The organism is Pseudomonas sp. P5_152 (genome assembly GCF_033989915.1).
Classification (GTDB): domain Bacteria; phylum Pseudomonadota; class Gammaproteobacteria; order Pseudomonadales; family Pseudomonadaceae; genus Aquipseudomonas.
The window spans coordinates 4,712,126-4,726,318 of the sequence record NZ_JASFAH010000002.1 but is presented as its reverse complement, the minus strand read 5'-3'; the positions used below and the strand labels follow the sequence as shown (position 1 = coordinate 4,726,318).

The 14,193-nt window shown below is 61.3% G+C and carries 13 protein-coding genes; all 13 read right to left on the bottom strand.

Annotated elements, in window-relative coordinates; translation table 11 throughout:
- Positions 1 to 229 precede the first annotated feature (229 nt).
- Positions 230 to 1,156 (bottom strand): ketoacyl-ACP synthase III, encoded by a 927-nt coding sequence (locus QMK50_RS21405; protein ID WP_095169996.1) that lies wholly within the window; start codon positions 1,154 to 1,156, stop codon positions 230 to 232.
- 366 nt (positions 1,157 to 1,522) lie between these two features.
- Positions 1,523 to 3,100, bottom strand: coding sequence for a flagellar hook-associated protein 3 (locus tag QMK50_RS21400; RefSeq protein WP_095169997.1), 1,578 nt, complete (start codon positions 3,098 to 3,100; stop codon positions 1,523 to 1,525).
- A gap of 14 nt (positions 3,101 to 3,114) precedes the next feature.
- Entirely contained in the window at positions 3,115 to 5,157 is a 2,043-nt protein-coding gene (gene flgK / locus QMK50_RS21395; protein ID WP_320333898.1) for a flagellar hook-associated protein FlgK, read from the bottom strand.
- 10 nt (positions 5,158 to 5,167) lie between these two features.
- Positions 5,168 to 6,451, bottom strand: a complete 1,284-nt coding sequence (gene flgJ / locus QMK50_RS21390; protein WP_320333897.1) for a flagellar assembly peptidoglycan hydrolase FlgJ — start codon at positions 6,449 to 6,451, stop codon at positions 5,168 to 5,170.
- Positions 6,452 to 6,461: 10 nt separating this feature from the next.
- On the bottom strand, positions 6,462 to 7,571 hold the full coding sequence (locus QMK50_RS21385; RefSeq protein WP_095170000.1) for a flagellar basal body P-ring protein FlgI: 1,110 nt from the start codon (positions 7,569 to 7,571) through the stop codon (positions 6,462 to 6,464).
- Positions 7,572 to 7,586: 15 nt separating this feature from the next.
- Positions 7,587 to 8,282, bottom strand: coding sequence for a flagellar basal body L-ring protein FlgH (gene flgH / locus QMK50_RS21380; RefSeq protein ID WP_095170001.1), 696 nt, complete (start codon positions 8,280 to 8,282; stop codon positions 7,587 to 7,589).
- Between the two features lie 52 nt (positions 8,283 to 8,334).
- Positions 8,335 to 9,120 carry a flagellar basal-body rod protein FlgG gene (gene flgG / locus QMK50_RS21375; RefSeq protein WP_027620992.1) on the bottom strand — a complete coding sequence of 262 codons (786 nt, stop codon included), beginning with the start codon at positions 9,118 to 9,120 and terminating at the stop codon, positions 8,335 to 8,337.
- Positions 9,121 to 9,165: 45 nt separating this feature from the next.
- Positions 9,166 to 9,906 (bottom strand): flagellar basal body rod protein FlgF, encoded by a 741-nt coding sequence (locus QMK50_RS21370; protein WP_320333896.1) that lies wholly within the window; start codon positions 9,904 to 9,906, stop codon positions 9,166 to 9,168.
- A gap of 203 nt (positions 9,907 to 10,109) precedes the next feature.
- The gene (locus tag QMK50_RS21365; protein WP_095170003.1) at positions 10,110 to 10,706 is read right to left on the bottom strand and encodes a cytochrome c3 family protein; all 597 of its coding nucleotides are present in this window, start codon (positions 10,704 to 10,706) and stop codon (positions 10,110 to 10,112) included.
- A 9-nt stretch (positions 10,707 to 10,715) separates the two neighbouring features.
- On the bottom strand, positions 10,716 to 11,207 hold the full coding sequence (locus tag QMK50_RS21360; RefSeq protein ID WP_095170004.1) for a nitrate reductase cytochrome c-type subunit: 492 nt from the start codon (positions 11,205 to 11,207) through the stop codon (positions 10,716 to 10,718).
- 11 nt (positions 11,208 to 11,218) lie between these two features.
- Positions 11,219 to 13,723, bottom strand: a complete 2,505-nt coding sequence (gene napA / locus QMK50_RS21355) for a nitrate reductase catalytic subunit NapA (protein ID WP_320333895.1) — start codon at positions 13,721 to 13,723, stop codon at positions 11,219 to 11,221.
- Positions 13,714 to 13,980 carry a chaperone NapD gene (locus QMK50_RS21350; RefSeq protein WP_159994364.1) on the bottom strand — a complete coding sequence of 89 codons (267 nt, stop codon included), beginning with the start codon at positions 13,978 to 13,980 and terminating at the stop codon, positions 13,714 to 13,716. Before QMK50_RS21350 ends, napA begins: the two co-directional genes overlap by 10 nt.
- Positions 13,981 to 14,020: 40 nt before the next feature.
- On the bottom strand, positions 14,021 to 14,188 hold the full coding sequence (locus QMK50_RS21345; protein ID WP_095170007.1) for a periplasmic nitrate reductase, NapE protein: 168 nt from the start codon (positions 14,186 to 14,188) through the stop codon (positions 14,021 to 14,023).
- Between the last annotated feature and the right edge of the window lie 5 nt (positions 14,189 to 14,193).

Genomic DNA, 14,193 nt, shown 5'->3' with positions numbered 1-14,193 from the left:
TGGCCTAGAGAACCTTCGTAATAGTTATCGTCGTCAATGCAGGTTGCTTGAGGGCTTTTTTCAAATTTTTTACTAGCAACGTGCCACCCCCCAATGTTTCAAGGCCTTAGGCCGCCTGGCACGAGTCATACCTGGCATTGAGGCGGGCCTCGACAGCGGTAAACCCCAGGCAATAAAAAACGCCCATGACCTCTCGGCCATGGGCGTTTTTTTAGCGGGCGCTAGCGGGTCACGGGCGGTGGATAATCGCCGAGCCCCACGACAGGCCTACGCCAAAACCACTGATCGCCACACGCTTCCAGGTGGAGTCGAGCATGTGTTTTTCCAGCAGCAGCGGGATGCTCGACGACACGGTGTTGCCGGTCTCGACCATGTCCTTGATGAACTTCTCCGGCTCGCCTTCGAAACGCCGCGCCACGGCATCGACAATCGCCGCGCTACCCTGGTGGATGCAGAAGGCGTCGATGTCTTCGGACTTGAGGCCCGAGTCATCCAGCAGTTCGTGCAAGTGCGCCGGGACCTTGAGCAAGGCGAAGTTGAACACCTGGCGACCGTTCATGTAGAACACGCCGTCGCTGACCTTCAGGTGCGGCGCGCCGGAACCGTCGGTGCCGAACTTGGCCTTGCCCAGTTGCCAGGCAGCGTCTTCGCCCATCCAGGTGGCGGTGGCCGCGTCGCCGAACAGCATGGTGGTGTTGCGGTCTTCCGGGTCGACGATCTTCGAGTAGGGATCAGCGGTGATCAGCAGGCCGTTCTTCAAGCCCGCCGCCTCCATGAAGCCCTTGATCGCGTACAGGCCATACACGTAGCCGGAACAGCCCAGGGAGACGTCGAACGCGGCAACCCGGGTCGACAGGCCCAGCTTGTCCTGGACGATGGCCGAGGTGTGGGGCAAACCTTCTTCGTCGCCGTTCTGCGTGACCACAATCAGCACGTCGATGGCTTGACGGTCCAGTTGCGGGTTGTTGGCGAACAACGCATTGGCAGCCTCCACGCACAGATCGGAGGTTTCCTGGCCGGCATCCATGCGCGGCAGAAAGGCCGAGCCAATCTTGCCCAAAATGAACTCTTCATCCTTGGCGAATTTCGCGCCCTGAGCGTAGTTATCAAGCCCGCTCACTGGCACGTAACTGGCGATGCTTTTTATGCCAATCATTGTGGCTTCCCAAAACAGAATAACTGGAGATCACCGCTCGCAGGATCGAGAGGCACTGATAACAAAGGGGTTTGGCCGACAAAACTGCGCCAGACACGGGTGCCAAAATCATCAAAATAAACCCAGCGAACAGCGGGCACCCATCCCACCCTTTTCACACGATACAGTGAAGATGCGCTTTATGACTCATAGGTCACTCTATTTTGTGTGCATTGACCAAAACAATCCGCCACGCAAAAAACCGCGCGCAGCGCGTTAGCCAGGCGAACGCCGGCAAACAGGTGGGGATGAGGCGGCAAAAAGCGCGGAATTCAAGCAGCACCGGCCCACTCCCGAAATCAGGGTGGGCCGGCATTCAGGCGGGGATCAAAGCTTGTTGAACAGGCTCAACTGGGAGATTTTCACAAAGGCCAGCTGGGAAGCTTCGAGCATGGCTTTCTGGAAGCTCAGCTCAATCGAGGCGCTGGCCATGTCGGTGTTGCCAATGGCGGCCATGGTCGAGTCGTTGGCCAGGCCCATGCTGACGTTTTCGCCGGCCTGGATGTCGATCGCCTTCAGGCGTGCACCGATGGAGCCGCGGGCGTTGTCGATCCCGGCACTGGCGTTCTGCAGGTTGCCGATGGCCGAGTTGATCGCATTCTTCTGCTTCTGCTGGGCAACCAGGTCGCCATCGCTCGGGGTTGCCAGGGCCTGGCGCAACTGGCTGATGGTGTCCAGCGCGCTCTGGGTCTGATGGTTGTTGGCGCCGACCACGAACTGATCGCCGGACTTCACCGCACCACTGAGATCGAACTTGACCCCCACCGCCGTCAGCGAGTCGCCAGCGGCGTTCAGGCTGCCCTTGCCAATGGACTTGCTGTTGGCACTCAACGGCTGGGCATAGACCTCGTACTCGGTATCGCTGGTGAACTTGATCACCGCACCATTGCCCGGAAAGCTGTCGCCGTAGGCCTTGGCATCGGTCACGGTGGCGCCGGTGACCTGGGCCGTCGACGGGTTACCGGGGCTGCGGGAGGCATTGAAGCTGTCCGGCTTGGCTTGCAGGGTGAACACGTGACCCTTGACCGCCGCATCCAGGTCGGCCGCGGGCACGTCCGCCAGGTTCAGGTTGATGTCGAACTTCACCCCGCGCAGGTTGACGCTGTGGGCGCCCTCCTTCGTCGAGTCGAATTGGCCATTGCCCGGCACTTCTGCAGTCACATCCTTGCCGGTCGCGTCCTTGAGGATGTACTGGGTGCTGCTGGTGAACTCCAGCGTGTACGGCTGGCCTTCGGCGAAACTCTTGTTGTAGGTCTGGTTGGAGCTGATCAGGCCATCGGAGACCGCAACCTTGCCATCGTTGACCGACGGTGGCTGCAGGACCGCCTGGGTGCGACCGGTATTCACCGACCCTTCCATGATGCTCTTGGCGGTGTTGCTGGCCGCCAGGCTCAGGGTGTCCGAGACCTGCAGGTTGAGCTGGGTATCGTCACCCTGGTAGGTGTAGGTGCCGTCGTTGTTGCGCACATAAGGCGGGACGTCGGTCTTGGAGCCGGAGAACATATAGTTGCCCGACTCGTCCTTGCTGTTGAGCAGGCTGAACACTTGTTCTTCGATATTGCCCAGCTCGTCGGCGATCGACTTGCGGTCCGCGTCGCTGATAACCCCGCCACCCGACTGCAAGGCCAACTCGCTGACTTTCTGCAAGGCCGTGTTGATGCTGTCGAGCACGCTTTCCTGGTTAGTCAGCGACGACTTGATGCTGTTCATGTTGCCGGCGTACTGCAGCAGCATGTCTTTCTGCTGCTGCAATTGCAGCAAGCGGCCAGCCCCGACAGGATCATCCGCGGCGGTCTGGATCCGCACACCGGAGTCGATCTGCTCCTGGGTCTTGACCACTGAGGTGAAGTTGTTCTGGTACTTGGCCGTGCTGGTCTCAAAGAACTGAGCGGTAGAAATACGCATCGTCAAGGACTCCCTTAAAGACTGTTGATCAGTGTCGAGAACGTGTCCTGCGCGACCTTGATGATCTGCGACGACGCGGTGTAGTACTGCTGGAACTTGATCAGGTCGCTGGCTTCTTCATCCAGGTTGACCTGCGAAACCGAACTGCGGCTGGACTTGGCGTAGGCCAGCGCAGCATTGTTGGCCGTGCCGTCGACGCTGGCCTGGCTGGCCTTGCCCCCGACCGTGGAGACCAACTGGCTGTAGGCCTGCCCCATACTGACGCCGGCATTGCCGCCCCCGACGCCAACGGTGGCCTTGGTCTGCAGGGCGAGCATTTCATTGGCGTTGCGGTTGTCCGCCTTGCCGTCCTGGTTGAACTTGATATCGAAGCTGTCACCCTTGCCCGGCGAGCCGCTGACCGTGGTATTGAAACCAACGGTCTTGGCCGTGCCATCGGCGTTCTTCACAGGATTGCCGGCCGCATCGAGTACCGGCACGTTGATCGTCAGCTTGTTGTCCTGGCCCGGCACAATGCTGCCCTTGCCGATTTCGGCGCCCGCCTCGTTCAGCACGCGATAGGTCTGGGTCCCGTCCTTGGCTTCGTCGAAGGCGATGCGCACCGGCATCGCGCCTTCGATCTGGCTCTGCAACTGGCCCAGCTCGGCGCCGCCGTAGATATCCAGCATCGATGACAGGTTCGGGCTGCTCAAGGCGCCCGTGCCGGAGTTGGAGCTGCCTTTGTCCGCGAGCAACGGCCCGGCGAACGCCAGTTTGTTGGGATCTTTCAACTGCACGCTGAGGTCGCTGGCGCCGGAGCGGGTCGGGCTGACCTTGAAGCTGTCACCGGCACTCAGCCCACCACCGTTGAGCTTGAGGGTGAAGCCATCAATCATGTCCGGTGGAGTCTTGGTGACGTCGAACGGTCCCAGGGTGGTGCCGTCGGAACGCTTGACGCTGTAGTTCTTGTCGCTGGTGAACGTCACTTGATAGTCATACGCGGTCAACGCGCTGCTGTCGCCAATGGTCACGTCCAGGTTGCCGGAACCGGCGCTGTTACCGGTGGTGGCCAGGCTGCGCTGGCTGATGGCCTGCGGGCTGTTGATATTGTTGAACAACGACGAACCGAACTCGCCATTGGCATCCAGGCCCTGGCCCAGTTGTTTGTTGAACGCATCGGAGACCACCAGCGCGGTGCGCCCCAGGTCGTTGATGGCCGGCGCCAGCACGTCGTTGCGATAGCGGAGCAGACCGCCCATCTTGCCGCCCGTGACAACCGAGGTCACCTCGATGCTCGATTGCGGGTAGTCGATCTGCAGGCTGTACTGGCTTTTGTCAGTCTTGCCCGGGACCGCCGACAAAGTGTTGGCGGTGTTGCCCGTGACCAGCGTCTGGCCGGTGCCCAGCGAGATGTCGTAGACCCCGTCGTGCTCCTGCACCTTGACCCCCACCAGCTCGTTCAACGAACGCACCGCTTCGTTGCGCGCATCCAGCAGGTTGTTCGGGGTGCTGCCGGAAGTGCTTGCCTGGGTGATCTGCTGGTTGAGCGAGGCAATGGTTGCGGTGTGCTGGTTGACCATCGAGGCCAGGGTGGTCAACTGGCTGTTGATGCCGTCATTCTGCTGCGTGAGCTGGCTGGAGATCGCATTGAAGCGATTGCTCAGGGTCTGCGCATTGGTCAGCAGCAGTTGCCGCGCCGACATGTCGCCGGGGGCGCCGGCTGCGGTCTGCAGCGAGGCGAAGAAGCTGCCGAGGGCGGCCGAAACCCCGGTGTTTTTGTCCGACAGCAACTTGTCGACCGCACCGATCTGATCGAGATAGGCCTGGGCGTCACCATTGAGCGAGGTGGTGGTCTGCAACTGCGCATCGATGTAGGCGTTGTACACCCGGCGCACATCGGCCAGGGTGGTGCCGGTCCCGATGAACACGCCACCGACCTGCTGCGAGCCTGCACTAGTCTGGATGAGTTGTTGACGCGAGTAGCCCGCAGCGTTGGCGTTGGCAATGTTATTGCCGACCGTGGCCAACGCCGCCTGGCTCGCATTCAGACCCGACATCCCGATATTGATCAAGCTCATGGTTCAGACCTTATAAATTCGTGGAAGAGCCCGCCGAGGCGTAGTTCTCATAGCTCTTCATTTGTTTGGCAATCTGCGAAATCTTGCTGGCGTAGTTCGGGTCGGTGGCGTACCCGGCCTTTTGCAGCTCACGCACAAACTGTTCGGGGTTATCGGCCGACTTCAGCACTTCTTGATAACGATTGTTGCTCTGCAGCAGGGTCACCAGGTCATGGAAACTGTCCTGGTAGGACGCGTACGAACGGAACTCGGCCGTCTCCTTGACCATCTCGCCATTGCGGAATTCGCTGGTGATGGCGCGGGCCTGCGCGCCCTTCCAGGTGCTGCCGGTCTTGATCCCGAACAGGTTGTGGCTGCTGCTGCCATCGGCGGCGCGCATCACCGACTTGCCGTAGCCAGTTTCCAGGGCGGCCTGGGCCACCAGGTAACGCGGATCGACGCCGATACGGTCGGCCGCCTGCTGCGCCATCGGCAGCATGGTGGTGATGAACTGGTCTGGCGAGTTGAAGGCTTTTGGCGCCGGCGCCAGGGGCGGCTGCGCCATCGCACGACCATAGACCTGCAGGCGCCCGCGCTCGGCGGAATAGCTCTGCGCCGGCTGCCAGTCACCCTTGACCAGCGCGTTGCCGTCGCGGGTCGCACGGTTGGGCAAGGTGCTGGTAGCGGTGGTGGCCGCCGTCCCGCTGGCCGAAGGCACCAGGCCTGCCAACAAGCGGTCCGCCAGTTTCGGCGGCAGCGCCAGGCGCCGCTGGTTGATCAGCGCCATGTCATTGCCGTGCACGCCCTGCTCCGCTGCCTGCGGTGGATTGATCGAGCGCGAGGCCCACAACGGACGCTGGCCATTGAGGCGCGACAACGGCCCATCAGTGGCCACCGTGCCAGCGGCAATCGGTGTCTGCACCGCTGCTTTCGCGGCCTCCTGCTTAGCCGCCGACAACGCGGCCGCCTCGCCGGGGGCCAGTGGTTTGTTCTTCGACATCTGGCGCATCAGCACATCGGCCAGGCCAATGCCGCCGCCCTCGCGGGACATGGAAACCGCCAGTTGCTGATCGTACATTTCCTGGTACTGCTTGGCCGCCGCGGTGTTCAGCGGATTGTCCTGGCCCAGCGCGTCGGTGGCCGAGCGCATCGACTTGAGCATTTCATTGAGGAACAGCGATTCGAACTCCTGCGCCACCTTGCGCATGTTGCCGTCGCTGTTCTTGTCGCCGACCTTGAGCTGGTTCAGCCGGTTGAGGTCCGAGTAGGCCGCCGAATCGCTGCTGCTGACCAGGCCGCTCTTACGCATGTCCATGTTCGTCACCTTAGATCACGATCAGGTCGGCTTGCAGCGCGCCGGCCTGTTTCAAGGCTTCGAGGATCGCCATCAGGTCACCCGGTGCCGCGCCGACCTGGTTCACCGCACGCACGATTTCGTCGAGGGTGGTGCCCGGGCCGAACTTGAACATCGGCTTGGCTTCCTGCTGTGCGTTGACATTGGAGCGCGGCACCACCGCCGTCTGGCCGTTGGAGAACGCCCCCGGCTGGCTGACGATCGGGTCTTCGGTAATGGTCACGGTCAGGCTGCCGTGGGTCACCGCCGCCGGCGACACCTTGACGTTCTGGCCGATCACGATGGTGCCGGTGCGCGAGTTGATAATGACCTTGGCCACCGCCTGGCCGGGGTCGACTTCGAGGTTTTCGAGGATCGACAGGTAGTCGACCCGCTGGCTCGGATCCAGTGGCGCGCTGACCCGAACCGAACCGCCATCGATGGCCTGAGCGACACCCGGGCCGAGCAGGCTGTTGATCTTGTCGACGATGCGCTTGGCCGTGGTGAAGTCCGAACGGTTGAGGTTGAGGGTCAGGCTGTTGCCTTGGTTGAACCCGCTCGGGACCGCGCGCTCCACCGAGGCACCGCCAGGGATACGACCGGCCGACGGCACGTTGACGGTGATCTTCGAACCGTCACGACCTTCAGCGTCAAAACCACCGACCACCAGGTTGCCCTGGGCCACCGCGTAGACGTTGCCATCGATACCCTTGAGCGGCGTCAGCAGCAAGGTGCCGCCACGCAGGCTCTTGGAGTTGCCGATAGAAGACACGGTGATGTCGACCTGCTGCCCCGGCTTGGCAAACGCCGGCAAATCGGCACTGATCGACACGGCAGCGACGTTCTTCAACTGCACGTTGCCCGAGCCCGGCGGCACCTTGATGCCGAACTGCGAGAGCATGTTGTTGAAGGTCTGCAGGGTGAACGGGGTCTGGGTGGTCTGGTCACCCGTGCCATTGAGACCGACGACCAGGCCATAGCCGATCAACTGGTTGGAACGCACGCCGGAGATACTGGCGATGTCCTTCAACCGCTCGGCCTGCACGCCCAGGGAGGTGCCCAGCAACAACGCGGCCGCCAGCAGGTGCTTGAAGTTCAGCATGGAGAGAGTCATCACCTAGAAAGGGAACAGCGGGCTTAGGAAAAAACGGTCGAACCAGCCTGGCTGACTCGCATCGGCAAACGAGCCGGTGCCCGAGTAGGTAATGCGCGCGTCGGCGACCCGGGTCGAAGACACGGTGTTGTCGGTGGAGATATCGTCGGCGCGCACCAGGCCGGCAATGCGCACCAATTCGTCACCGGTGTTGAGGGTCATCCACTTCTCGCCGCGCACGGCGATGATGCCGTTGGGCAACACGTCGGCCACGGTCACCGTGATCGAGCCGGTCAGGCTGTTGCCCTGCCCGGCCTTGCTGTCACCCTTGGTCGCGCGGTCACCGCTGTAGCCGGCGTCCAGGCTCAGGTCGCCACTGCCGAACGGATTATTGGTGTTGGGCACCGCACCGAACAACGAGGTCAGGCCGATGTTGGCCTTGCTGGTCTTGCCCACTTGCGAGTTGGCGTTTTTGCTGGCCTGGGTTTTTTCGTTGAGGGTGATGGTGATGATGTCACCGACCCGGAACGCCTTGCGGTCGCTGTATAGGTTCTGCTCGAAGCCGGCCTGGTAGATCGAGCCATTGTTGGCTGCCGCCGGCAAGGGCGTGCGTGGCAACACCGGGGCGTAGTAAGGGTCATTGGGTTTTGGCGTCGGCCCGACGCAGCCCGCGAGCACGGCGATCCCACTCAATGCGAGAACAGATACAAAGCGATTCATGACCCTAACCTCACGGTGTTGCAGGCGGCCTCAAGCCGCCCCATAGACTTGATTACAGATTCTGCGTGACGAACGAAAGCATCTGGTCGGCGGTGGAGATGACTTTGGAGTTCATCTCGTAGGCACGTTGCGTGGTGATCATGTTGACCATCTCTTCCACGGTGCTGACGTTGGAGGTTTCCAGGGTGCTTTGCAGGGTGGTACCAAAACCGTTCAGGCCTGGGGTGCCGATCTGTGGCGCACCACTGGCGGCAGTTTCCAGGAACAGGTTGTTGCCGGTGGCCTGCAGGCCGGCCGGGTTGATGAAGTCGGCGGTTTGCAGGTTGCCGATCACCTGGGCGGCCGGGTTGCCGGCAATGGTGATCGACACGGTGCCATCGCGACCCACGGTGAAGGTCTGGGCTTCGGCGGGGATGACAATGGCCGGCTCCAGGGCGTAACCACTGGCGGTCACGATCTGGCCGTTGGAGTCCAGGTGAAAGGTCCCGTCACGGGTGTAGGACGTAGTCCCGTCCGGCTGCAGGACCTGGAAAAAACCACGACCGTCGATGGCCATGTCCAGCGGCTGCTCGGTGGTTTGCAGGCTGCCGGCGGTGAAGTTTTTCTGGGTGCCGACGATGCGCACACCGGTACCCAGTTGCAGGCCCGACGGCAGTTCGCTGTCCTGGGTCGACTGGGCACCCGGCTGGCGCTTGATCTGGTACAGCAGGTCCTGGAACTCGGCACGGTCACGCTTGAAACCCGTGGTCGAGACGTTGGCCAGGTTGTTGGAAATGGTCGTCAGGTTGGTGTCCTGGGCGGACAGGCCTGTTTTGGCAACCCATAGAGCCGGAAGCATTCGATTCTCCTCGTGCGCCTGTTTTACGGCGCGACGTTCTGATAATTAGCTGATCTGCAAGACCCGAGCCATGGCCTGGTCGTCTTCTTTGGCGGTGTTCATCATCTTGACGTGCAGCTCGAACTGCTTGGCCAGGGCCAGCACCGAGGTCATTTCTTCCACCGCGTTGACGTTGCTCGACTCGAGGAAACCCGAGACCAGTTGCACGTTGGCATCGGCCGGCGCGGGCTGGCCGTCCTTGGTGTGGATCGAACCGTCGAGGCCCTTGGTCATGTTCTTCAGGTCCGGGTTGACCAGCTTGATGCGGTCAACTTGCGCCATCACGCGCGGGCCTTCACCCATGGCGCGGATACTGATGGTGCCGTCCTGGCCGACTTCGATCTTCTGCTCGGGCGGCACGGCAATCGGCCCGCCATTGCCCATCACCGGCATGCCATTGCCGGCACGCAGCACACCCAGGGCGTCGACATTCAGGCTGCCGGTGCGCACGTAACTTTCCTTGCCGTCGGGGTTCTGCACGGCAATCCAGCCGTTGCCGCTGACCGCCACGTCGAGGTCACGCCCGGTTTCCACCAGCGAGCCCGGACTGAAGTCGGTGGCCGGACGTTCGGACAGGGCAAAGGCCCGCGCCGGAAAGCTGTCGCCAAACACCGGCATCGACCGCGCCTGCTCCAGGTCTTTCTGGAAACCGTTGGTGGAGATGTTGGCCAGGTTGTTGGCATGGGCCTTTTGCGCCAGCGCGTTCTGGCTGGCGCCGGTCATGGCCACATAAAGGTACTTGTCCACAGTCTTTCCTCTGCATGCCGGACGTTTGCCGCCCACTGCTGTACTGGCAAGGCTTTAGCAATTTGCAGACCAACTTGCGCGCAAAGGCCCCAGGTCCTTTAAACACAGGACTTGGGACAATTCAGAGGAGAGAGGTGGAGGATGGCAGAGACGAAAAACCGGCGCGCTTATGCCGCTTTACGGCAATCGGCCGGACAGCACGGCTACCAGCCCTTGACGCCGCTCATGTCGGGCAGCTTGTGGGCGATGCCTTTGTGGCAGTCGATGCAGGTCGCCTCGCCGTTGGCCAGGGAAGTCGAGTGCATGTTGGCGGCGCGCTTGCCCTGGCGGGTGAAATCCATGAACTCGAAGTTGTGACAATTACGGCACTCGCGAGAGTCGTTGGCCTTGAGCCGGGCCCACTCGTGCTCCGCCAGTTCACGGCGCATGCCGAGAAACTTCTCGCGGGTATTGATGGTGCCGAACACCTTGCCCCAGACCTCTTTGGACGCCTGCATCTTGCGCGCGATCTTGTGGGTCCACTCATGCGGTACGTGGCAATCGGGACAGGTTGCGCGCACCCCCGAGCGGTTGGTGTAGTGGATGGTTTCCTGCAATTCGACAAACACGTTGTCGCGCATTTCATGGCAGGAGATGCAGAACTTTTCGGTATTGGTCGCTTCCAGCGCCGTGTTGAATCCACCCCAGAAAATCACCCCGGCAATGAACCCGCCGAGCGTCAGAAAACCCAGGCTGTAGTGGACACTGGGGCGACGCAAGATCTGCCAGTAGTCTTTGAACACTACCCACAATGACTTCATGACCACTCCTCAGGGTTTCTGCTTGCGGTTGATTTCGTCTTGCAGCACCTGGTCAATATTCTTGAAGTCGTTGTTGACCAACGGCTTCACGTCTCGCTGCGGTACGTGGCACTGATTACAGAAGTAGCGCCGTGGCGAAACGGCGGCCAGCGCCTGGCCGTCGCGGTCCATGTAGTGGGTGATGCTGATCATCGGCGCCTGGGTCAACGCGCTGTTGGCCCGACTGTGGCAGGACAGGCATTTGTTGCTGTTCTTGTCGATGTGATAACCGCGGATGCTGTGGGGAATGGTCGGCGGCTGTTCGGGATAATTGCGCTCGCGCTTGAGGTCCTTGTTCTCCTCCTCGGCGATGGGCGGCGCCGGCAGTTCCTGAGTCAGGGTACCGCCGACACGCCTGCCATCGGGGGCGGGCGCATCCAGCGGATACCCAGGCTCTGCGGCAAAGGCCGCGGGCATGCCAAGCAGCAGTGCAAACAGCAAGGACAGCGTACGAGCATTCATCACAGCTCTCCTCAGGCAGTCTTGATCAGCTCGATCCTGACCGCGCACTTTTTATAGTCCGTTTGCTTCGAGATCGGGTCCGTCGCATCGAGGGTGACCTTGTTGATCAAGCGGTTGGCGTCGAAGAACGGCACGAACACCAGCCCCTGGGGCGGCTTGTTGCGCCCACGGGTTTCGATGCGCGCGCGCATTTCCCCGCGTCGGCTGATGACCTTGACCTCACTGCCGCGCCTGGCATTGAGCGCCTTGGCATCGGCCGGGTGCATGTACACCAGGGCATCGGGTACCGCCTTGTAGAGCTCTTCAACGCGCTGGGTCATGGTCCCGGTGTGCCAGTGCTCAAGCACCCGCCCGGTGCTCAGCCAGAACGGGAACTCCTGGTCAGGGGATTCCGCCGGCGGCTCGTAGGGCAGCGCGAAGATGATCGCTTTCTTGTCGGGGTAGCCATAGAACTGCACGCCACTGCCCTTCTCCACGTAGGGATCATGGCCTTCGCGAAAGCGCCAGCGGGTTTCCTTGCCGTCCACCACAGGCCAGCGCAGACCGCGTTCGGTGTGATACCGATCGAACGGCGCCAGGTCATGACCGTGGCCCCGGCCGAACTGGGCGTACTCTTCGAACAGGCCTTTTTGCAGGTAGAACCCAAAGTCCTTGGCTTCGTCGTTTTCAAAGCCCGGCTCCATCTGCTCGATCGGGAACTGATCGACGTTGCCATTCTTGAACAGCACCTCGTACAGGGTCTTGCCTTTGTACTGCGGAGCACTGTCGAGCAACTGCGCGGACCAGGCCTCATCGGTGGTGAAGCGCTTGGAGAATTCCACCAGTTGCCAGAGATCGGACTTGGCATCCCCCGGGGCGGATACCAGTTGATGCCAGAACTGGGTACGCCGCTCGGCATTGCCATAGGCCCCCTCCTTTTCCACCCACATGGCCGTGGGCAGGATCAGGTCGGCGGCTTGCGCGGACACCGTGGGGTATACGTCGGAAACGATCACGAAGTTCTGCGGGTTACGCCAGCCCGGCAAGACTTCCTGCATGATGTTGGGCCCGGCCTGCATGTTGTTGCTGGCCATGGTCCAGTACACGTTGACCACGCTGTCCTTGAGCATGCGGCTCTGCTGCACCGCATGGAAACCGACCTTGGGATTGATGGTTCCGGCCGGCAGTTTCCAGATCTTCTCGGCGGTGGCGCGGTGTGCCGGATTGGTGACCAGCATGTCCGCCGGCAGGCGGTGGGAAAAGGTCCCCACTTCCCGCGCGGTGCCACAGGCCGAAGGCTGGCCGGTCAGGGAGAACGGACTATTGCCCGGCTCGCTGATCTTGCCGGTCAGCAAATGGATGTTGTAGATCAGGTTGTTGGCCCACACCCCGCGTGTGTGTTGGTTGAAACCCATGGTCCAGAATGACACCACCTTGCGTTTCGGGTCGGCATACAACTGCGCCAGCGCCTTGAGCCGTTCGGCCGGAACCCCGGTCTCCTTGGCGGTGCGTTCCAGGGTGTAGGGTTTGACAAAGGCGGCAAACTGCTCGAAGTCGATGTCGGTCCAGGTGTTCGCCTTGTCGGCATTCTTGGCCTGTTGTTCCAGCGGATGATCGCTGCGCAAGCCGTAGCCGATGTCGTCGACCCCCTTGGCAAACCGCGTGTGCCGGCTGACAAACTCCTGGTTCACCGAGCCACTTTCAATGATGTAGTTGGCGATGTAGTTGAGGATCAACAAGTCCGTCTGCGGTTTGAACACCATGGGGATATCGGCCAATTCAAAGCTGCGATGCTCGAAGGTCGACAGCACCACAACTTTGACATCGGGTTGGCTCAAGCGACGATCCGTGACCCGACTCCAGAGAATCGGGTGCATCTCCGCCATGTTCGAGCCCCATAACACAAACGCGTCGGTGACTTCGATGTCGTCATAGCAGCCCATGGGCTCATCGATACCGAAGGTGCGCATGAACCCCATGACCGCCGAGGCCATGCAATGCCGGGCATTGGGGTCGAGGTTGTTACTGCGAAACCCGGCCTTCATCAACTTGTTGGCGGCGTAGCCTTCCCACACCGTCCATTGTCCGGAACCGAACATGGCGATCGAGTCTGCGCCTTTGTTTTTCAGCGCCTCCTTGAACTTCAACTCCATCACATCAAACGCCTGTTTCCAGGACACCGGCTGGAATTCACCCTGCTTGTCGTATTGTCCGTTGGTCATACGTAACAGCGGTTGGGTCAGGCGGTCCACGCCATACATGATCTTGGACAGGAAGTAGCCCTTGACGCAGTTCAGGCCGCGATTGACCTCGGCTTTGACATCGCCGTGGGTCGCTACCACCCGGTTGTCCTTGGTCGCCACCATCACGCTGCAACCGGTGCCGCAAAACCGGCACGGCGCCTTGTTCCAGGTCAGGGCGACCATGTCCTGTTCGGTGATCAGGTTGCTGGCCGAGGTGAACACCGGCAGCCCGGCAGCCGCCGCAGCAATCCCGGCCGCCTGGGCCTTGACGAACTCACGACGGGTCATGGGCATGGGTGTTCTCCGCTCGGATCGAGGATCTCGTGGTAAACCAGGGAGGCGTTGAGCACGCCGGGCAGGCGGCCAATCTGTTCGATGCGCTGGAGGATCTGCGGTTCGCCGTGCATTTCCAGGACCACCACCAGTTTGCCCTCGGGGCTTTCCTGGTGCAGTTCAACACCCTGGAGCAGGCGCAGATTGGCTTTCACCGCGGCAAACATCTCGACACGGGCCTGCACGATCAAACTGGCGATATGTAGTTTTTGTTCCATGGCCAACACTCCCTGCCTGTTAACTCACCTGGACTGGCAATCAGTGTGGAGCCCCGGGAGGGCCGAGGAGCATTTGCAGGAACCAGACGAAAAAGCCGTAGCCGCCGACTATCACCACCGATAGCAGGGGAAAAAGAAACACGATCAGGAACAGCAACAGCCGCCTTTCCTTGCGCGCACGTAGAGCGGACTCATCAACCGTCGTCATGGCCA